Annotated in this window: 17 protein-coding genes, 1 other RNA gene and 1 pseudogene; 12 read left to right on the top strand and 7 right to left on the bottom strand. The window is 70.1% G+C overall.

Annotated features, from left to right (window positions below; all coding sequences use genetic code 11):
- Positions 1-189: 189 nt before the first annotated feature.
- Positions 190-3,057: pseudogene (locus NVS83_RS15835) on the top strand (EAL domain-containing protein); the annotation flags it as partial.
- A 656-nt stretch (positions 3,058-3,713) separates the two neighbouring features.
- On the opposite strand, the gene NVS83_RS15830 reads toward NVS83_RS15835, so the two are convergent.
- Positions 3,714-4,340: a YqgE/AlgH family protein gene (locus NVS83_RS15830; protein WP_258734714.1), complete on the bottom strand. Its 627-nt coding sequence runs from the start codon at positions 4,338-4,340 to the stop codon at positions 3,714-3,716.
- A 129-nt stretch (positions 4,341-4,469) separates the two neighbouring features.
- Here NVS83_RS15830 and NVS83_RS15825 point away from each other — a divergent pair, with 129 nt between their 5' ends.
- Together NVS83_RS15825 and NVS83_RS15820 are read left to right on the top strand one after the other, a co-directional pair.
- Positions 4,470-5,321, top strand: coding sequence for a protein-disulfide reductase DsbD domain-containing protein (locus NVS83_RS15825; protein WP_258740187.1), 852 nt, complete (start codon positions 4,470-4,472; stop codon positions 5,319-5,321).
- 151 nt (positions 5,322-5,472) lie between these two features.
- On the top strand, positions 5,473-5,958 hold the full coding sequence (locus NVS83_RS15820) for a peroxiredoxin (protein ID WP_258740186.1): 486 nt from the start codon (positions 5,473-5,475) through the stop codon (positions 5,956-5,958).
- 65 nt (positions 5,959-6,023) lie between these two features.
- On the opposite strand, the gene NVS83_RS15815 is transcribed toward NVS83_RS15820, so the two are convergent.
- Positions 6,024-6,230, bottom strand: coding sequence for a YdcH family protein (locus NVS83_RS15815; RefSeq protein WP_258740185.1), 207 nt, complete (start codon positions 6,228-6,230; stop codon positions 6,024-6,026).
- A 201-nt stretch (positions 6,231-6,431) separates the two neighbouring features.
- On the opposite strand from NVS83_RS15815, the gene NVS83_RS15810 reads away from it, so the two are divergent.
- Both NVS83_RS15810 and NVS83_RS15805 read left to right on the top strand, forming a co-directional pair.
- Positions 6,432-6,608, top strand: coding sequence for a YdcH family protein (locus NVS83_RS15810; RefSeq protein ID WP_258734710.1), 177 nt, complete (start codon positions 6,432-6,434; stop codon positions 6,606-6,608).
- 218 nt (positions 6,609-6,826) lie between these two features.
- Positions 6,827-8,770: a propionyl-CoA synthetase gene (locus NVS83_RS15805; protein WP_258740184.1), complete on the top strand. Its 1,944-nt coding sequence runs from the start codon at positions 6,827-6,829 to the stop codon at positions 8,768-8,770.
- 139 nt (positions 8,771-8,909) lie between these two features.
- On the opposite strand, the gene NVS83_RS15800 is transcribed toward NVS83_RS15805, so the two are convergent.
- On the bottom strand, positions 8,910-9,614 hold the full coding sequence (locus NVS83_RS15800) for a DUF1013 domain-containing protein (RefSeq protein ID WP_258734708.1): 705 nt from the start codon (positions 9,612-9,614) through the stop codon (positions 8,910-8,912).
- 346 nt (positions 9,615-9,960) lie between these two features.
- Between NVS83_RS15800 and NVS83_RS15795 the strand changes: the two genes are divergently transcribed.
- The 7 genes from NVS83_RS15795 (at position 9,961) to NVS83_RS15765 (ending at position 14,797) form a co-directional block, all read left to right on the top strand.
- Positions 9,961-10,572, top strand: coding sequence for a YceI family protein (locus tag NVS83_RS15795; protein ID WP_258740183.1), 612 nt, complete (start codon positions 9,961-9,963; stop codon positions 10,570-10,572).
- A gap of 90 nt (positions 10,573-10,662) precedes the next feature.
- The gene (ispH, locus tag NVS83_RS15790; RefSeq protein WP_258740182.1) at positions 10,663-11,634 is read left to right on the top strand and encodes a 4-hydroxy-3-methylbut-2-enyl diphosphate reductase; all 972 of its coding nucleotides are present in this window, start codon (positions 10,663-10,665) and stop codon (positions 11,632-11,634) included.
- A gap of 4 nt (positions 11,635-11,638) precedes the next feature.
- Positions 11,639-12,622, top strand: coding sequence for a homoserine kinase (locus NVS83_RS15785; RefSeq protein WP_258740181.1), 984 nt, complete (start codon positions 11,639-11,641; stop codon positions 12,620-12,622).
- Complete coding sequence (rnhA, locus tag NVS83_RS15780) at positions 12,619-13,131, top strand: ribonuclease HI (protein WP_258734704.1); 513 nt, start codon at positions 12,619-12,621, stop codon at positions 13,129-13,131. Before NVS83_RS15785 ends, rnhA begins: the two co-directional genes overlap by 4 nt.
- A gap of 6 nt (positions 13,132-13,137) precedes the next feature.
- Positions 13,138-13,590, top strand: a complete 453-nt coding sequence (locus NVS83_RS15775; RefSeq protein WP_258740180.1) for a DUF4260 domain-containing protein — start codon at positions 13,138-13,140, stop codon at positions 13,588-13,590.
- Between the two features lie 120 nt (positions 13,591-13,710).
- Positions 13,711-13,836, top strand: coding sequence for a type B 50S ribosomal protein L36 (gene ykgO, locus NVS83_RS15770; RefSeq protein ID WP_013167868.1), 126 nt, complete (start codon positions 13,711-13,713; stop codon positions 13,834-13,836).
- Between the two features lie 133 nt (positions 13,837-13,969).
- Complete coding sequence (locus NVS83_RS15765) at positions 13,970-14,797, top strand: tetratricopeptide repeat protein (RefSeq protein ID WP_258740179.1); 828 nt, start codon at positions 13,970-13,972, stop codon at positions 14,795-14,797.
- A gap of 12 nt (positions 14,798-14,809) precedes the next feature.
- Here the strand turns inward: NVS83_RS15765 and NVS83_RS15760 are convergent, their stop codons facing one another.
- The 4 genes from NVS83_RS15760 to ssrA form a co-directional block, all read right to left on the bottom strand.
- On the bottom strand, positions 14,810-15,343 hold the full coding sequence (locus tag NVS83_RS15760; RefSeq protein ID WP_258734701.1) for a dihydrofolate reductase: 534 nt from the start codon (positions 15,341-15,343) through the stop codon (positions 14,810-14,812).
- A complete protein-coding gene (locus NVS83_RS15755) occupies positions 15,340-16,608 on the bottom strand; it encodes a flavin monoamine oxidase family protein (protein WP_258740394.1) in 1,269 nt (422 codons plus the stop codon). Before NVS83_RS15755 ends, NVS83_RS15760 begins: the two co-directional genes overlap by 4 nt.
- Positions 16,609-16,636: 28 nt before the next feature.
- Positions 16,637-17,419 carry an SspB family protein gene (locus NVS83_RS15750; protein ID WP_258740178.1) on the bottom strand — a complete coding sequence of 261 codons (783 nt, stop codon included), beginning with the start codon at positions 17,417-17,419 and terminating at the stop codon, positions 16,637-16,639.
- A 57-nt stretch (positions 17,420-17,476) separates the two neighbouring features.
- Positions 17,477-17,844, bottom strand: a transfer-messenger RNA (tmRNA) gene (ssrA, locus tag NVS83_RS15745).
- Positions 17,845-17,852 lie beyond the last annotated feature (8 nt).

Genomic DNA, 17,852 nt, shown 5'->3' with positions numbered 1-17,852 from the left:
CTTGCCCAGGCCGCCGCGCACCGCTACTCATCTCCCCGCATCGCCGAGGGGAGCCGGCGAGCGCGGCCCACGCACACGACCAGAGGACCCGGTTTGGCCATCGTCCGTCGCCTCCTGTCCCTTATGCCGGACCTGCCGGAGAGCCGCCGCGCGGGTAGCGGCGCACCGGGCCCCGCCCCGCGCCGGGACATGAGCGCCGTGCGCGGCGTGCTAGGCGCGATGGTGCTGCTCCTTGCCCTGCTGATGCCCGCCACGCCGAGCTTCGCGCTGGAGGCGGTGGCGATCCGGCTCGACGCCGCCGTGGTCGACCTCGCCCCCGCCATCGAGCGCCGCACCAGCGACAATGACCGCATCCAGGTCTCGACCGTTCCCGGCGCCGACGGCATCGTGCGCCGGATCGAGGTGCGCGCGGTCGCGCCGGGGCCCAATGGCAGCAAATGGGCGGTGTTCGCCCTCGCCAACAACACCGACGAGCAGGTCGACCGGCTGATCGTCGCGCCGCACTACCGCATGGTCGGCTCCGGCGTGCTCTGGCCCGACCTCGGCGACCGGCGCATCATCAACATCACAGCGAGCCAGGGATTCCGGCCGGAGCGCCAGAACGACCCGGACGCGGACGTGTTCCTCATCACGCTCGACCCCGGCACGACGGTGACGCTGGTCGCCGAGCTCGGCGACGCGGACCTGCCCCAGCTCTATCTGTGGGAGCCGGAGGCCTACAAGGACAAGGTCAACTCCTTCACCCTCTACAACGGCATCGTCATCGGCATCGCCGGCCTGCTGGCGCTGTTCCTCACCATCCTGTTCGTGGTGAAGGGCAGCGCCATGTTCCCGGCCGCGGCGGCGCTGGCCTGGGCGGTGCTGGGCTATATCGGCCTCGATTTCGGCTTCTGGTCGAAGGTGTTCGGCATATCGCCGGTGGCGCAGCAGTTCTGGCGGGCGGCGGGCGAGGCCATCCTCGCCGCCACGCTGGTCGTGTTCCTGTTCGCCTATCTCAATCTCAACCGATGGCATGTGCGCTACGCCCATGTCACCGCCGGCTGGCTGGTGTTCCTCGCCGCGCTGGTCGGCCTCGCCCTGCTCGACCCCTCGGCTGCGGCGGGCATCGCCCGGCCCTCGCTGATGGTGGTCTCCTTCATGGGCTTCGGCGTGGTGATGTGGCTCGCCTTCCACCGCTACGACCGCGCCGTGCTCATCATCCCCACCCTGTTCCTGCTGGTGGTGTGGGTCATCGCCGCCGGCATGGCGGTGTCGGGCTATATCGGCAACGACCTCGTCGCCCCGGCCCTGCTGGGCGGGCTGGTGCTGATCGTCATGCTGATCGGCTTCACCGTCATGCAGCACGCCTTCGCCGGCATCGGCTCGGTCGCCGGCAGCGCGCAGGAGCTGGAGCGCCGCGCGCTTGCCGTCGCCGGCTCGGGCGACGTGGTGTGGGACTGGGACGTCGACACCGACCGCATCCATGTCAGCCCGGAGGCCGAGCAGCTACTCGGCCTCAAGCAGGGCACGCTGGAGACCGAGGCCGCCGGCTGGCTCGACATCATCCATCCCGGCGACCGCGACCGCTTCCGTGCCACGCTCGACGGGCTGCTGGACCAGCGCCGCGGGCGCATCGACCAGGATTTCCGGCTGCGCTCGCATGACGGGCACTATCTCTGGTTCAACCTGCGCGCCCGGCCGGTGGTCGGCACCGATGGCGAGGTGGTGCGTTGCATCGGCACGCTGTCCGACGTCACCGAGACCCGGACCGCCGAGGAGCGCATGCTCTATGACGCGGTCCACGACAATCTGACCGGCCTGCCCAATCGCGAACTGTTCCTCGACCGCCTGGCCTCGGCCAACGGCCTCTCCCGCGCGGATGAGAGCCTGAAGCCGACGATCATGATGATCGACCTCGACCGCTTCAAGCAGGTCAATGCCAGCCTCGGCATGCCCGCGGGCGACTCGATCCTGCTCACCGTCGCCCGCCGGCTGATGCGCCTGACCAAGCAGCAGGACACGCTGGCCCGGCTCGGCAGCGACCATTTCGCGCTGATCCTGCTGTCCGAGCGCGATCCCGAGCGCATCACCGCCTTCGCCGACACGCTCCGGCGCACGCTGCGCGCGCCCATCACCTTCGGCGACCGAGAGATCTTCATCACCGCCTCGATCGGCCTCGTGCTGGCGGACGGCCAGAAGCGCTCGCCCGGCGAGATGCTGAAGGACGCGGAACTGGCGATGTTCTTCGCCAAGCGCGTGGGCGGCGACCGCATCGAGGTGTTCCGCCCGAGCATGCGCACCCACAAGCTCGACCGCCTGAGCATGGAGGAGGATCTGCGCCAGGCGCTGGAGCGCGGCGAGATCAACGTCGTCTACCAGCCGGTGGTCGACCTTTCGAGCCGCGCCGTCGCCGGCTTCGAAGCCATGGCCCGCTGGCAGCACCCGAGCCTGGGCACGCTCGGCCCCGACGACTTCCTGACCATCGCCGAGGATACCGGGCTGGTGGTCGATCTCGGCCTGTTCCTGCTCGACAGCGCGGCGCGCCAGCTCGGCGGCTGGCAGCGCGCCTCGCGCAGCGAGCCGATCTTCGTCTCGGTCAACATCTCCTCGCGCCAGATGCTGCGCCACGACCTGCTGCAGGACATCAAGGCGGTGCTCGCCCGCAACGTGGTGGCGCCCGGCACGCTGAAGCTGGAACTCGCCGAGTCGCTGGCGATGGAGAACCCGGAATATGCCGCGCAGATCCTGACCCGGATGCGCGAGCTGGGCGCGGGCCTGTCGCTGGACGATTTCGGCACCGGCTATTCCTCGCTCGCCTATCTGCAGCGCTTCCCCTTCGACACCATCAAGGTCGACCGCACCTTCATGAAGGCGCTGGGGCGCAACGGCAACAAGGCGCAGCGGCCGATCATCCTGCGCACCATCATCAACATGGCGCACGATCTCGGCATGGACATCGTCGCCGAGGGGATCGAGACCGAGCAGGCCGCGGTCGCGCTCGGCAAGCTCGGATGCCGCTTCGGCCAGGGCCGCCTGTTCGGCGAGCCGATGAACGCGGACGAAGCGCGCAAGCTCATCATCGCCGACGGTACGCCGCCCTCGCTGATGGAGCGCGGGCGCGCGCTGTCCGAGCGCGGGCGCCAGCTCTCGCGCGCCGCCGCCCGCGGCGTCAGCCGCACGAGCACCCGCAGCGCGGCGCCGGGCGAGCCGGCCGAGGCCGGCGCCAGTGCAGCCACGGCGGAAGCGGCGGCCAACGCGCGGCCTCAGCCCGATGCCCGGCCGGGCGCGGTCGAAGGCGCCCCGGCGGGCGGCGCGCCCAATGGGGCGACGAGTGCTCCGCCGAACGCCGCCACGGCGAAGACCGGCGCGGTCCGCGGCCAGCCTCCGGCGGCTGCGCCCGTTCGGGGCGACCAGCCCCCGCCGCGTCCCGCTCCCCCGCGCCCGGCGCCCGCCAGAACGGCGGACGCCAAGCCGGCGGACTCCAAGCCGCCGGGCGGCAATCCGGCGGGTACGGGTGGATCGGCCGGCGCCGGCCCGGGCGCCGCGCCCTCGACGAGCCCCGCCCTCGCCCAGTCCAAACCGACGTCCTGAGCCGGCCGACTTCCGGCCCTCGCCGCAACGCATGCGGGGCTCGCTGGCGAATCCCGGTTCGAAGGCATTTCGTGGGAGGCCGCCCGGCCACCGCGCATGGCGAGCGGCTCGCCATTGCCGGACGTGACCCGTCCGGGCGCGCGTCAGGCGTGGCCGGAATCGGAAGAGAGCATGCCCGGATCGATGCCGATCTTGCGCAGGGCGCGCTCGTATTTCGCTGCGGTGTCGGCACCGAACACCAGCGCCGTGTCGGCCGGGCAGTGCAGCCAGCCATTCTGCTGGATCTCGTTCTCGAGCTGCCCCGGCGCCCAGCCGGCATAGCCCAGCGCCAGCACCGCGCTCGCCGGCCCGCCGCCGGCCGCGATCGCCTTCAATATGTCGAGCGTCGCGGTGAGGCAGATGCCGTCGTCGATCGGCAGCGTCGAATCCTGGATGAAGAAGTCGGCGCTGTGCAGCACGAAGCCGCGCCCGGTCTCCACCGGGCCGCCGCGCAGCACCTTCACCCCGCCGGCGCTGTTCGGCAGGTGGATGCGCTCCTCCTGCGGGATCACGTCGAGCTGCACCAAGAGGTCGGTGAAATTGATGTGATTTGCCGGCTGGTTGACGATGATGCCCATCGCCCCCTCGGGCGAGTGCGCGCACAGATATATCACGGCACGGGCGAAGCGTTCGTCGCGCATGCCGGGCATGGCGACCAGCATCTGTCCGTCAAGGAAGGTCCCGCCGGACCCGCCGCCGGCACCCTCGTCGCTTCCTCGTCCCATCAACATGAAGGAAAGCGTAAACCCAAGTGGCGCATTTTCAACCCCGCGCCGCCGGCCCCGGCTTTGGGGTGCCGAGGGGCTCACACGAAAGTGCGGGCCGCATACTTTCGCGCCGCGGCGGGAGAGGCTATCGCCATGGTCATGTCTCGCAGCTTTCCGATCGTCCTCGCCCTGTTCGCCACCGCCGCGCTCGTGCCGTTCGGCACCCGTGCCGCGCGCGCCGAAGCCGCCTCCGACTGGTCCGCGCCGGACGGCACCGCGGTGCGCCTCATCGGCGGGCCGGCCGACCACGCCTCGCTGACCGGCGGCGTCGAGATCCGCCTCGCCCCGGGCTGGAAGACCTATTGGCGCTATCCGGGCGATGCCGGCGTGCCCCCGCATTTCGACTGGTCGGGCTCGCAGAATGTCGGCGGCGTGAAGATCCTCTGGCCGGCGCCGATCCGCTTCGACGAGGGCGGGAGCCTGTCCATCGGCTACAAGAAGGACGTCGTGATCCCGATCGAGGTCACGCCGACCGACGCGGCCAAGCCCGTGACGCTGAAGCTCAATCTCGACTTCGCCGTCTGCGAGAAGATCTGCCAGCCGGCCAACGCCACCCTCAGCCTCGACCTTCCGCCCGGCGGCGATGCCCCCTCCCCCGCGCTCGCCGCCGCGCTTGCCAGCGTGCCGAAGCCGGCCGCGCTCGGCGCCAGCGGCACGCCGGCCATCGAGACCGCGGTGCTGGAGCAGGCGGGCGACGACAAGTCGATCCGCATCGAGGCCAAGACCTCGAACGCCGACCATGCCGACCTGTTCGTCGAGGGCCCGGACGAGAGCTGGGCGCTGCCGCTCCCCACCCGCGAGGCCGGCCCGGACGGCAAGATCGTGTTCGTGCTCCCGGTCGACGGGGTGCCCGACGGCGCCGACATCGCCACCACGCCGCTGCGCTTCACCCTGACCGACGGCAGCCGGGCGGTCGAGGTCGAAGCCCCGCTTTCCACGCACTGAAGCTTCTTCCCGAGAAGCGGGAAATGACTATGCTACTGCGCCAGCGGGCCCGTGCGGCTCCGCCGCCGCGCGCGTATGATCGCGGCCGGGCGGAGCCTGCGGCCGCGGCCCGCCGACCCGCGTGAAATCATTGCGTCGAAAGGAAAAGCCCATGACGATCAAGGTTGGCGACATGCTTCCCAGCGCCACGTTCCGTGTCGCCACCGCCGACGGGCCGGTGCCGAAGTCCACGGACGAGGTCTTCAAGAACAAGAAGGTCGTGCTGTTCGCCGTGCCCGGCGCCTTCACGCCGACCTGCCACAAGAACCACCTGCCGAGCTTCATCGCCCGTGCCGACGAGATCCTCGCCAAGGGCGTCAGCACCATCGCGGTGACGGCGGTCAACGACCCCTTCGTGATGGCGGCCTGGGAGAAGGCCTCCAATGCGGGCGGCAAGATCCTCTTCCTCTCGGACGGCAATGGCGAGTTCGCCAAGGCGCTCGGCCTCGACTTCGACGGCGCGGCCGCCGGCCTCGGCGTGCGCTCCAAGCGCTACTCCATGCTGGTCGACGACGGCGAGGTGCTGGTCCTCAATGTCGAGGACGTGCCGAGCAAGGCCGACAAGACCAACGCCGACGTGCTGCTCACGCAGTTCTGACCATCAGGCTCCGGCGCGCATGAAGCCTCGCGCGCCGGGGCCGCCCGGCGGGGCACCCCCGCCGCTCAGGCGATGATGTCGGGGCAGATCTGGTCCTCGACGAAGCTGATCCGGTCCTTCAGCGCCAGCTTGCGCTTCTTGAAGCGGGCGAGCTGGAGCTGATCGTTGCCCGGCATCTCGTGGAGCGCCTCGATCGCTGCATCCAGATCGCGATGCTCCTGCTTCAGGCGCTCCAGAAGGGCCCGAAGCTCGCGTTCCTCATCCGCCGTCATCTGTGCCTAACGCTCGAACCGCGACCGACTCGCCCCGTTCCGGCCGGGGCGTTTCGCGCAGTATCGCCGTCCTTCCGCCGCCCCGCAATACGGCCGCCCGCACGCCGCCGTGTTGCGGTGCAGCGCATCGTTTCGTCGACAGCGCTAGCCGCAAGTGACAGACTGATGACGTTCACTTCCAGAGACAGGGAGATATTGTCCATGTCCATGCAGGCGCATGTTGCGGAGTTGGAACGTCGCCACCAGGCGCTCGAGAAGGAGTTACGGGAGGAAGTAGCCCGACCGGGCTCCGATGAAGTCCGGGTCATGGACCTGAAACGCCGCAAGCTTCATCTGAAGGACGAAATCACGCGGCTCAGAGGCTCGCCGCTCCACTGAGCGGAGTACCTGGCGAAACTAACTCCGCCGCCGGCCTCGCAGGCCGGCGGTTTGTATTTCGGACCCCTTCCGGAACCGGGCCCCACGACAGGCCGCCCGACAGGATTTCCGGCATCGACCAAGGTCGTAAGCATTTCCGCCTTCTTGAAATCACAGCCGCGGGCCGGAATTCTCGGGTCGAGAACAAGAAGAACAACCGGTCCCCTGGAGACGCCACCATGTCCGCCGAGCCACGCCCCGATCGCGCGAGCCGCTACCCCGCCATCCATGCCCGTTCGATCGACGATCCCGAAGGCTTCTGGGGCGACGCCGCCCGCGCCATCGAATGGATCGCCGAGCCGCGCGCGATCTTCGATCCCGCGCTCGGCGTCTATGGCCGCTGGTTCGTCGGCGGCCTCACCAATGTCTGCCACAACGCGCTCGACCGGCATGTTGACGCCGGGCGCGGCCAGCAGCCGGCGATCTACTACGACAGCCCGGTGACGGGCGCCAAGCGCACCGTCACCTATTCCGAGATGCTGCGCGAGGTGCGCATCCTCGCCGGGGTGCTGCGCGAGCTCGGCGTCGGCAAGGGCGACCGGGTGGTCATCTACATGCCGATGATCCCCGAGGCCGTGTTCGCGATGCTCGCCTGCGCGCGCATCGGCGCGGTGCATTCGGTGGTGTTCGGCGGCTTCGCGGCGGCGGAGCTGGCGAGCCGCATCGACGACGCCCGGCCCAAGGTCGTGCTCTCCGCCTCCTGCGGCATCGAGCCGAACCGCATCGTCGCCTACAAGCCGCTGCTCGACCTCGCGCTGACCATCGCCAAGCACGCGCCCTCGGCCTGCGTCATCTTCCAGCGCCCCGAGGCCGAGGCCGGCCTCAAGGAGGGCCGCGATCTCGACTGGGCGACGATGCGCGAGAAGGTGGCGACGAGCGCACGCGGCGTGGAATGCGCCACCGTCTCGGCGACCGACCCGCTCTACATCCTCTATACCTCCGGCACCACCGGCAAGCCGAAGGGCGTGGTGCGCGACACCGGCGGCTACATGGTGGCGCTGCGCTGGTCGATGGAGGGGCTCTACGACGTCAAGCCCGGCGAGGTGTTCTGGTCCGCGTCCGACATCGGCTGGGTGGTCGGCCATTCCTACATCGTCTATGCGCCGCTGCTCGCCGGCTGCACCACGGTGCTGTTCGAGGGCAAGCCGGTCGGCACGCCCGATGCCGGCGTGTTCTGGCGGGTGATCGAGGAATACAAGGTCTCCGCGCTGTTCACCGCGCCGACCGCGCTGCGCGCGATCAAGAAGGAGGACCCGGAGGGCCTCCTGATGAAGGACTACGACCTGTCCACCCTGCGCACCCTGTTCCTCGCCGGCGAGCGCGCCGACCCGGACACGGTGGTCTGGGCCGAGACCAGGCTCGGCATTCCGGTGGTCGATCACTGGTGGCAGACCGAGACCGGCTGGGCCATCGCCGGCAACCCGGTGGGCCTCGGCGCGCTCGACATCAAGGTCGGCTCGACCGGCGTGCCCATGCCCGGCTACCAGGTCGACATCCTCGACGAGGGCGGCCACCACGTCGGCCCGAACCGGATGGGCTCGATCGCGATCAAGCTGCCGCTGCCGCCCGGCTGCCTCCCCACGCTGTGGCAGCAGGACGAGCGGTTCCGGGAAAGCTACCTCGCCGAGTTCCCCGGCTACTACAAGACCGCCGACGCCGGCTTTTGCGATGCCGACGGGCAGCTCTTCATCATGGGGCGCACGGACGACATCATCAACGTCGCCGGCCACCGCCTCTCCACCGGCGGCATGGAGGAGGTCCTCGCCTCCCACCCGGACGTGGCCGAATGCGCGGTGATCGGCATCCATGACGAGCTCAAGGGCGAGGTGCCCTGCGGCTTCGTGGTGCTGAAGGCGGGCGTGGCGCGCGCGCCGAACGAGATCGAGAGCGAGATCGTCGCCCTGGTGCGCGAGCGCATCGGCCCGGTGGCGGCGTTCCGCATCGCCATCGCGGTGCACCGCCTGCCGAAGACGCGCTCGGGCAAGATCCTGCGCGGTACCATGAAGAAGATCGCCGATGCCGAGCCCTGGAACATGCCGGCGACGATCGACGATCCCTCTTCGCTGGACGAGATCGCCGCCGCGCTGAGCGCGCGGGGGCTGCCGAAGGCCTCGGCGGCCTAGGCGCCGGCGGGGCCCGCCGGAGCGGACGCTCGCGAGACGAACGGACAAAACAAAAGGGGCGCCGGTGCGCCCCTTTTTTATTCCGCCGGAAAGGCGTTTCCGCCGCGCGGGAGCCCTCGTCCCGCCGCAGCCGGAAGGCTCACTCGTCCTCGGCTTCGCTCTTGCGCGAGCCGCCCAGCTTGGCGAACACGGTCTCGAGGTCGATCGCCTCCTCGCGCGGCTTCTGCGCCGGCACGAAGGGCTCCTGGGCACCGGCGCCGGTGGTGACGTCGGCGGGCAGCAGCGTCGCCCCACCCTCGCCGGCGGCGGCCGCCGGGCGGTCCTTGGAGGAGCGCTGCACCTCGATGTCGAGGTCGATCTGCGAGCACAGGCCGAGCGTCACCGGGTCCATCGGCGTCAGGTTCGCCGCGTTCCAGTGGGTGCGCTCCTTGATCGATTCAATCGTGGTCTTGGTGGTGCCCACCAGACGCATGATCTGGCTGTCCTTGAGCTCGGGATGGTTGCGCAGCAGCCAGAGGATGGCGTTCGGCCGGTCCTGGCGCTTGGAGACCGGGGTGTAGCGCGGGCCGCGGCGGCGCTTGGCCTCGGGCAGCTTCACCTTCGGCTCCAGCAGCTTCAGCCGGTGATTCGGGTTCTGCTCGGCGCGCTCGATCTCCTCGCGCGAGAGCTGGCCGGTCGTCACCGGGTCGAGCCCCTTGATGCCCTGGGCGACTTCGCCGTCGGCGATGCCCTTCACCTCGAGCACGTGAAGCTTACAGAAGTCGGCGATCTGGTCGAACGTCAGCGCGGTGTTCTCGACCAGCCACACGGCGGTGGCCTTCGGCATCAGGGGGGCGTTCGCCATGGGACGCGTCTCCTCAAAGATTGGTTCGGCCAGACAAGCAGTCTCACGCGCTCCGCCGCCCGACTGGGGCGGAGCCACGGACCGTCTCACGATGACCGGGATGACTTAAATATAGGCGCGCCGCTTCCATCCTGCAAACGCAAAGACGCCGCCCGCCCCGACGACGGCCTCGCCTGTCGCTTTCGGCCGCGCCCGGAACATTTGCGCCGCTTAGGAAGGATTTAGCAACGCGGCGCCCGCTTCACGAAATAAATAGCACACGGATCGGCCTCGCGCCGACCGTGTTGATCCCATGGGCGGCGCGGGCGGCCACGCCCTGCGCCCGGCAGAAACGGAACGAATGTCGATGAAACCGCTACCCCTACTGGCGCTGGCGTTCGCGCTGGGGCTCGCCGTGCCGGCCGCGGCGCAGGAAATGCCCGGCAAGGCGGACGTCGCCCGCATCTCCGGCGGCACCTACGGCGTGGACACCAACCACACGCAGATCATCTGGACCGTCGACCATCTGGGCCTCTCCCCGCTCTCGGGCATGTTCGGCGCGGGCGAAGGCACGCTCAATCTCGACCCGAAGGCGCCGCAGGCGGCGACGCTCCAGCTCTCCATCCCGATTTCGACCCTCGCCGTCACCTCGAAGAGCTTCGGCCAGGATCTCGGCAGCCCCGGCTTCTTCGACGTGGCGAAGTTCCCGTCCGCCACCTTCAAGTCCACCAAGGTGACGCCGCACGGGGCGAAGGCGACCGTGGAGGGCGAGCTCACGCTGCACGGCGTGACGCGCCCGGTGACGCTCGAGGTGAGCCTGTTCGGCGCCGGCATCAACCCGCGCAGCAAGCGCGAGGAGATCGGCTTCACCGCCACCGCGACGCTCAGGCGCAGCGATTTCGGCCTCGGCGTCGCCGTTCCGCTGGTATCGGACGAGGTGAAGCTCGACCTGGTCGGCGTGTTCCGCAAGAATTCCTGAGCGCAGCGCCAGGGCAGCGGGGCGCCGCGCGCGCTTGACACGGAGGGCGCCGCCACCCATGACGGTGGCGAACCCCCGATGGACCGTATGATGAGCGCCGCCCCAAAGCCCGATCTGCGCATCCTGCTCTGCGCCCCGCGCGGCTTCTGCGCCGGCGTGGTGCGTGCGATCGACGCGGTCGAGCGCGCGCTGCAGATCTACGGCCCGCCGGTCTATGTGCGCCACGAGATCGTGCACAACAAATACGTGGTCGAGGGGCTGAAGGCGAAGGGCGCCATCTTCGTCGAGGAACTGCACGAGGTGCCCGCGGGCACCAGCGCGCCGGTCATCTTCTCCGCCCACGGCGTCGCCCGGTCGGTGCCGGAGGAGGCCGCGCAGCGCAATTTCTTCGCCATCGACGCCACCTGCCCGCTGGTGACCAAGGTCCATCGCGAGGCGGTCGTCCATTTCAAGAGGGGCCGCGAGGTGGTGCTGATCGGCCATGCCGGCCACCCCGAGGTGATCGGCACCATGGGCCAGCTCCCCGCCGGCGCGGTCACGCTGGTGGAGACCGCCGAACAGGCCCGCAGCTTCGCGCCGCGCGATCCCGGGAACCTCGCCTTCACCACCCAGACCACGCTCTCGCTCGACGACACGGCCGAGATCGTCGCCATCCTGCGCGCGCGCTTCCCCTCCATGGTCGCCCCGCACAAGGAAGACATCTGCTACGCCACCACCAACCGCCAGGAGGCGGTGAAGCGGGTGGCGCCGCAGGTCGAGGCGATGATCGTGGTCGGCGCGCCGAACTCGTCCAACTCGCAGCGCCTGCGCGAGGTGGCCGAGCGCGAGGGCTGCCGCGCCGCCCTGCTGGTGCAGCGTGCCGGCGACATCGACTGGGACGTGTTCGGCTCGATCGCCTCGCTCGGCATCACCGCCGGCGCCTCGGCGCCGGAAGTGCTGGTGGAGGAGATCATCGACGCCTTCGCCGAACGCTTCACAGTGCGGGTCGAGACCGTCTACACCGCCCATGAGGACGTCTTCTTCCCCCTCCCCCGCCAGCTCCGTCCGGACGCCGCCGAATAATCCCATGGCCGTCTACACCGACGTTTCCCCGGAAGAGCTCGAAGCCTTCCTCGCCACTTATGAGATCGGCCGCCTGCGTGCCTTCAAGGGCATCGCCGAGGGCGTCGAGAACTCGAACTACCTGCTGCAGACCGAGGCCGGCAGCTTCATCCTCACCCTCTACGAGAAGCGGGTGAACCCGGCCGACCTGCCCTTCTTCATAGGGCTGATGGAGCACCTCGCCAGCCGCGGCATCGACTGCCCGCAGCCGGTGAAGAACCGCGCCGGGGCCGCGCTCGGCACGCTCGCCGGCCGCCCGGCCGCGATCGCCACCTTCCTCATCGGCACCTCGGTGCGCCGGCCTTCCGCCGGCCATTGCGCCGCACTCGGCACCGCGCTCGCCGGGCTGCACAAGGCCGGCGCCGACTTCACCGCCTTCCACCGCGCCAACGCGCTCTCCGTGCCCGGCTGGCGACCGCTGTTCGAGCAGGCCGAGGCGCGCGCGGACACGGTGGCGCCGGGCCTTGCCGCCCTCATCGCCGACGAGCTCGCGACGCTGGAGCCTAACTGGCCCACCGGGCTTCCCGCCGGCGTCATCCATGCCGACCTGTTCCCCGACAACGTCTTCTTCACCGACGGAAGGCTCTCGGGGCTGATCGACTTCTACTTCGCCTGCAACGATTTGCTGGCCTATGACATCGCCATCTGCCTGAACGCCTGGTGCTTCGAGCCGGACGGCGCCTACAACCAGACCAAGGGCCGCGCCCTGCTCGCCGCCTACCAGGCCGAGCGCCCGCTGGAGCCGGCGGAGATCGACGCCCTCACGCTCCTGTGCCGCGGCGCGGCGCTGCGCTTCCTGCTCACCCGCCTCGTCGACTGGCTGAACGTGCCGCCCGGCGCGCTGGTGCGCCCGCACGACCCGAAGGACTATCTGCGCCGTCTGCGCTTCCACCGCGCGGTGCGCAGCGTGCGCGACTACGGCATCGCCCTCGCCGGGAGCGCGGCGTGAAGACGGCCCCGGGCACCGCGCGCGTCTTCGACGACGACGCCCCGCGCGAGGCCGCGAAGGGCATCGTCGCGATCTGGACCGACGGCGCCTGCTCGGGCAATCCCGGCCCCGGCGGCTGGGGCGCGATCCTGCGCTATGCCGGCGCGCAGAAGGAACTCTCCGGCGGCGAATCGCCCACCACCAACAACCGCATGGAGCTGACCGCGGCGATCGAGGCGCTCGACGCGCTGAAGCGCCCCTGCACGGTCGACCTCCACACCGACAGCGAATATCTGCGCAACGGCGTCACCAAGTGGGTCGCCGGCTGGAAGCGCAATGGCTGGCGCACCGCCGACAAGAAGCCGGTGAAGAACGTCGATCTGTGGGAGCGGCTGGAGACGGCCATCGCCCGCCACGAGATCCACTGGCATTGGGTGAAGGGCCATGCCGGCGACCCGATGAACGAGCGCGCGGACGAACTCGCCCGCGAGGGCATGGCGCCCTACAAGCGCCGCCACGGCGGGAGCTGAACCGCCATGGGCGCCGCGCCTGAGCCCGCGCCCGACCCCGCCTCCGGCACCGTCCGCGGCACCCCTGCCGTGCTGCTGCGGCTGGAGGGCCTCGCGGTGCTGGCGGGCGGCGTACTCGCCTATGCCACGCTCGGGCAGAGCTGGTGGCTGTTCGCGCTGCTGTTCCTCGCGCCCGACCTCGCCATGGCCGGCTATCTCGCCGGCCCGGCCACCGGCGCCCGGCTCTATAACGGCGTGCACACCCATATCGGCCCGGCCTTGCTCGCGGCGGCCGGCTATCTCCTCGCCGATCCGTGGCTCGGGGCGCTCGCCGCGATCTGGTTCGCCCATAACGGGCTCGACCGCGCGCTCGGCTACGGGCTCAAATATCCCGACGCTTTCGGCCACACCCATCTCGGAATGATCGGCAAGGCCGCCAATCCCCGCAAAGTCGGGGCCGATCGCCCGACGGCGGATTGACAAAAGCCCCTCCGCTCCGCTATCAGCCGGGCCTCGAATTCAAGCAAGCTGGCGGATCGGGGCGCGGCCATGGAGGCGCCGTCTCATGCGCAGGCGCTATCGATCCGAAGGTTAAGTGTCATGAAGATCCGTAATTCCCTCAAGTCGCTGCTCGGCCGTCACCGCGACAACCGTCTGGTGCGCCGCAAGGGCCGCGTCTACATCATCAACAAGACCCAGAAGCGCTTCAAGGCCCGCCAGGGCTGAGGCTTCGCGCCCAGCGGCTTCGGGGACGGTTCGCCGTCCACCGGGGCCGGGCGTTCCGGGCAGCCGCGTTCACGTTTTCGCGGCTGGGTCGGCCAAGAATTGACGAGGGCGCCATCGCTCCTACACTGGAGCCATGCGCGCCCTTTTTGCTGCCCTGATGATCGCCGCGGCACCGGTCGCCCTTCCGGCCCCGTCCGCACTGGCCCTTTCCGCCCAATCGCCGGCCGACCAGCCGCCGGCAACGGTGCATGGCGACACGCGCCGGGCCGCCGGCCTCGAGCGCCTCCTTCAGGTCCAGACCCCCGGCGTGACGCCGGAGGAAGAGCCTGCGGACCCCGGCCTCGTCGATCCCGAGATCACCGGTCCGGAGGACACCAATCCCGACGTCGCCACCCCCGACGGGCCGGACGAGAACGCGACCACCGGCGCCGCGAAGCAGGACAACGGGCTGGAAGCGCAGGCCAAGGCCGAACCCGACCCCAAGAAGCGGCTCGACGCCCTGTTCGCGGCGCTGAAGGCAGCGCCGGACAAGGATTCGGCCAAGGCCATCGCCGACCGGATCGACATCGCGCTGGCCCCGAGCGGCAGCGCGACCGCCGACCTGCTGATGGGCCGCGCGGCGCTCGCGACCGAGGTGAAGGACTACGACCTCGCGATCGAGCTGCTCGACGCGGTGATCCGCATCGAGCCCGATCATCTGGAAGCGTGGAACAAGCGCGCGACGGTGTTCTTCCTGCAGGAAGACTTCTCCGATTCGCTGGCGGACCTGCAGCAGGTCGTCACCCGCGAGCCGCGCCATTACGGCGCGTGGGCCGGCATCGCCATCATCTGCAAGCAGATCGGCGACGACAAGCATGCGCTCGAGGCCGCGCGCCGGGCGCTCGCCATCTATCCCCACCTCGAATCGGTCGAGGACATGGAGAAGACCCTCTCGCTCAAGATCGAGGGTCGGCCGATCTGAGCGGGGTCCCGCTCAGACCCGCTCGTAATCCACATAGCTGACGGCGAAGTCGTCCTTCTCGCCCTGCGGCGGCTCCTCGCGGGCGACCTCGCGCCACTGCGCCCGGTCGAAATCGGGGAAGTGGATGTCGCCCTCCGGCGTGCCGTGCACCTCGGTCAGCCGCAGCCGGTTCGCCAGCGGCAGGGCCTGGGCATAGATCTGCGCCCCGCCGACCACGACGATCTCGTCGGCGCCGATCCGCTCCGCCTCGCGCTCCGCCTTCTCCAGCGCCGCGCCGAGCGTCGGCGCCACCATCACGCCGTCGGGCGTGACGAAGCCGGTGTCGCGGGTGATGACGATCGTGGTGCGGCCCGGCAGCGGGCGGCCGATGGCGTCGAAGGTGCGCCGCCCCATCAGGATCGGCTTGCCCCAGGTGATGGCCCGGAACCGCTTCAAATCGCCCGAAATGTGCCAGGGCAGCTGGTCGCCGCGCCCGATCACCCCGTTCGCGGCGATCGCCGCGACGATGGCGAGGGTCGGCGGCGTGCCGTTCTCGGTCCCGCTCATGCCGCTTTCCCGGTGAGCTGGGCCAGCGCCGCCTCGGCGGCGGCAAGCCCGGTCTGGTGGGCGCCGTGGGCGGTCGAATAGGCGTGCGGCGAGACCGCCTCGCCGGCGAACATCACCCGCTCGCCGAGCGTCTGGCCGAGCCGGGCGCGCAGCGGCGCGAGGCCCGGCAGCGCGCAGCTATAGGCGCCGCCGATGAGCGGGTTGGAAACCCAGTTGGTGGTCGCCACGCCGGTGACGCGACGACGTATATCCGCACCGAAGGCGTCGGTGAGCGCGGCCATGGCGAAATCCTCCATTGCCTGAGGGCCCGCCGCGACGAGCCCGGCGGCATTGTCGCCACCGAGCTGACCGATCGCCATCGGCGCGCCGAACGGGTTGAGCACGAAATTGATCGGCCGGCGCGCAGCATCGCGCAGGTCGATCGTGTCGACATAGCTGGTCGGGCCGACGCCGAAGACGTCGCCGTCGAACCGGATCCCGACCTTCTCCGCCGCGCCGAGCGGCAGCGCCTCGAACGCCTCGGCGAGGTCCGGCGGCAGCAGCGGGGCGAAACGCAGCCCGCCGCGCGCGATCACCGTGGTCGGCACAGCGACGATGGCGAGCCGGGCGAGGAGCCGCCCGCGCGGCGTCTCCACGCCGACCCCGCTGCCGGACCAGTCCACGAGGCTCACCGGGCAGCCGGTCACGACCGGCAGGTCGGGCGCCATCCGCGCCGCCGCCGCCTGCACCAGCGCGCCGTAGCCGCGCTCGACCGGGTAGTTCTCGCCGGTGTCGCCATAGGCGGCGTAGTCGAGCGTCGAGAGCCGCTCCGGCTCGGCGGCAGACATCAGCGTCATCCAGTGCCGCGCCAGCCGGTACCATGGGTCGGCCGGGTCCATCACCTCGCTGGCGGCGATGTCACGCCCCTCCTCGCCGGCCCGGTGGACGGCGGTGAAGGCGGCGTCGATCGAGCGCCACGCAGCCTCGCGCTCGGCCTCGTCCGCCCAGCGATCCCCGAGATGGGTCGCCCGGGCCTGCCGCGTGCCGCGCTTGAGATAGGAGAGGCCGAGTTCGTCGGCGGCAGCGCGCAGCGGATTGACGGACGCCGAGTGCAGCCAGTGGCAGCCCTGGTCCCACGGCACGCCGAGGCTGGTCGTGTCGGTGAAGGCGCGCCCGCCGGTGCGTTCGGCCGCCTCCAGCACGATGACGTCGGCCCCGCGCTGGTGCAGCCGGGCGCCCGCGGCGAGACCTGCGGCGCCGGCGCCGACAACGATCACATCACGCATGTCGCTCACGCCACTAATCGTTCAAGCACTATTTCTTGCGGAACGCGTCGAGCCGCACGACCTGGGCTCCGGACGGGCTCCCCGCCGGCTCGGCTTCCGGCTTTGCGCCATCCGCGCGTTCCTGGTCGGCAGCCGCGCCCTTGCCTTTGGCACTATCGCCCTTGGCACTCTCGCCTTTCACGGCGGCCTTGGAAGTCTCGGCCTTCGCCACGTCGACCCCGGCCTCGTCGCCGTCGCCGATGCGCGAGCGCCGCGTCTCCGCCGCGACGGGACGCGGCTCCGGGCGGGCGGAAGCGGCCGGTGCGCTCTCGCTCCGGGCGCCGGACTTGGCGGGCTTCGCCTCCGCCTGCGACGACCGGGCGGCAGGAACGGGGCCGCGCGTGGTCGGCACGGAGGTGGGGCGCATGGCGGCGGGCGCGGGCTGCGGCGCCTCGACCTCGGCCTCCTCCTCGTCCGGCGCCGGCTCGAACTGCAGGCCGAATTTCACCGACGGGTCGAAGAAGCCCTTCAGGCTGGAGAACGGCACGTGCAGCCGCTCGGGAATGCCGTTGAAGGACAGGCCGACCTCGAAGAACGTCTCGCTGACGATCAGGTCCCAGAACTGGTGCTGGAGCACGATCGTCATCTCTTCCGGGTACTTCTCCTTCAGACGCGGAGAAAGCCGCACGCCGGGCGCGCAGGTGTCGAAGGAGATGTAGAGGTGATGATCGCCGGGCAGGCCGTCCTGGGCGACGTCGTTCAGCACGCGGCGCACGACGGCGCGCAAGGCGTCCTGCACGAGAAGGTCATAACGGATCAGATCGACGCTCATGCCGGCAATGAACCCGATTCCAGCCCCGACCGCCAGCCGGACCTAAGATTAAAAGAAAGTGGAGGCTTCTGTTGCCAGGTGCCTCCGAACCCCGCCTTACAGTGCTACCCGCAAGGACTTATTTCCCAGAGATCAAACCGCTCACGCGGCCTGAGCAACCGGAGCATAGTTGTCGTTGGCAACTATATGTTTGGTCCGATGACGGCGGTACCATGCCGAGCGAAAGCCTACCCTTTACGCCCTCGTCGATCCTGTTTCGCCCCCGCCGGAACCCACCGGGCCGAAAGGCGGGCGGGATGGGCTCGGGTGGAGGCGCCGGGTACTGCCCCCGGGTCCGAAAGGTTTATTGCGGTAACCGTTTATCGCCGTAGCCGGCTTGCGCCGGCACCCGGAATATAGGCGCTCCCCCTCCCGCTTGGAAGGGGGCGGGCGC

It is taken from the genome of Ancylobacter mangrovi (assembly GCF_024752335.1).
Lineage (GTDB): Bacteria > Pseudomonadota > Alphaproteobacteria > Rhizobiales > Xanthobacteraceae > Ancylobacter > Ancylobacter mangrovi.
This window is presented reverse-complemented; position numbering and strand designations above follow the sequence as displayed.

What these genes read in the sequence shown, in the direction of transcription:
- NVS83_RS15755 (WP_258740394.1), bottom strand. Translation starts at nt 16,608, where the DNA reads ATGCGTGATGTGATCGTTGTCGGCGCCGGCGCCGCAGGTCTCGCCGCG.
- NVS83_RS15750 (WP_258740178.1), bottom strand. Translation starts at nt 17,419, where the DNA reads ATGAGCGTCGATCTGATCCGTTATGACCTTCTCGTGCAGGACGCCTTG.
- NVS83_RS15800 (WP_258734708.1), bottom strand. Translation starts at nt 9,614, where the DNA reads ATGGCGAACGCCCCCCTGATGCCGAAGGCCACCGCCGTGTGGCTGGTC.
- NVS83_RS15795 (WP_258740183.1), top strand. Translation starts at nt 9,961, where the DNA reads ATGAAACCGCTACCCCTACTGGCGCTGGCGTTCGCGCTGGGGCTCGCC.
- NVS83_RS15765 (WP_258740179.1), top strand. Translation starts at nt 13,970, where the DNA reads ATGCGCGCCCTTTTTGCTGCCCTGATGATCGCCGCGGCACCGGTCGCC.
- NVS83_RS15760 (WP_258734701.1), bottom strand. Translation starts at nt 15,343, where the DNA reads ATGAGCGGGACCGAGAACGGCACGCCGCCGACCCTCGCCATCGTCGCG.
- NVS83_RS15805 (WP_258740184.1), top strand. Translation starts at nt 6,827, where the DNA reads ATGTCCGCCGAGCCACGCCCCGATCGCGCGAGCCGCTACCCCGCCATC.
- NVS83_RS15810 (WP_258734710.1), top strand. Translation starts at nt 6,432, where the DNA reads ATGTCCATGCAGGCGCATGTTGCGGAGTTGGAACGTCGCCACCAGGCG.
- ispH (WP_258740182.1), top strand. Translation starts at nt 10,663, where the DNA reads ATGAGCGCCGCCCCAAAGCCCGATCTGCGCATCCTGCTCTGCGCCCCG.
- NVS83_RS15820 (WP_258740186.1), top strand. Translation starts at nt 5,473, where the DNA reads ATGACGATCAAGGTTGGCGACATGCTTCCCAGCGCCACGTTCCGTGTC.
- ykgO (WP_013167868.1), top strand. Translation starts at nt 13,711, where the DNA reads ATGAAGATCCGTAATTCCCTCAAGTCGCTGCTCGGCCGTCACCGCGAC.
- NVS83_RS15785 (WP_258740181.1), top strand. Translation starts at nt 11,639, where the DNA reads ATGGCCGTCTACACCGACGTTTCCCCGGAAGAGCTCGAAGCCTTCCTC.
- NVS83_RS15825 (WP_258740187.1), top strand. Translation starts at nt 4,470, where the DNA reads ATGGTCATGTCTCGCAGCTTTCCGATCGTCCTCGCCCTGTTCGCCACC.
- NVS83_RS15815 (WP_258740185.1), bottom strand. Translation starts at nt 6,230, where the DNA reads ATGACGGCGGATGAGGAACGCGAGCTTCGGGCCCTTCTGGAGCGCCTG.
- NVS83_RS15830 (WP_258734714.1), bottom strand. Translation starts at nt 4,340, where the DNA reads ATGTTGATGGGACGAGGAAGCGACGAGGGTGCCGGCGGCGGGTCCGGC.
- NVS83_RS15775 (WP_258740180.1), top strand. Translation starts at nt 13,138, where the DNA reads ATGGGCGCCGCGCCTGAGCCCGCGCCCGACCCCGCCTCCGGCACCGTC.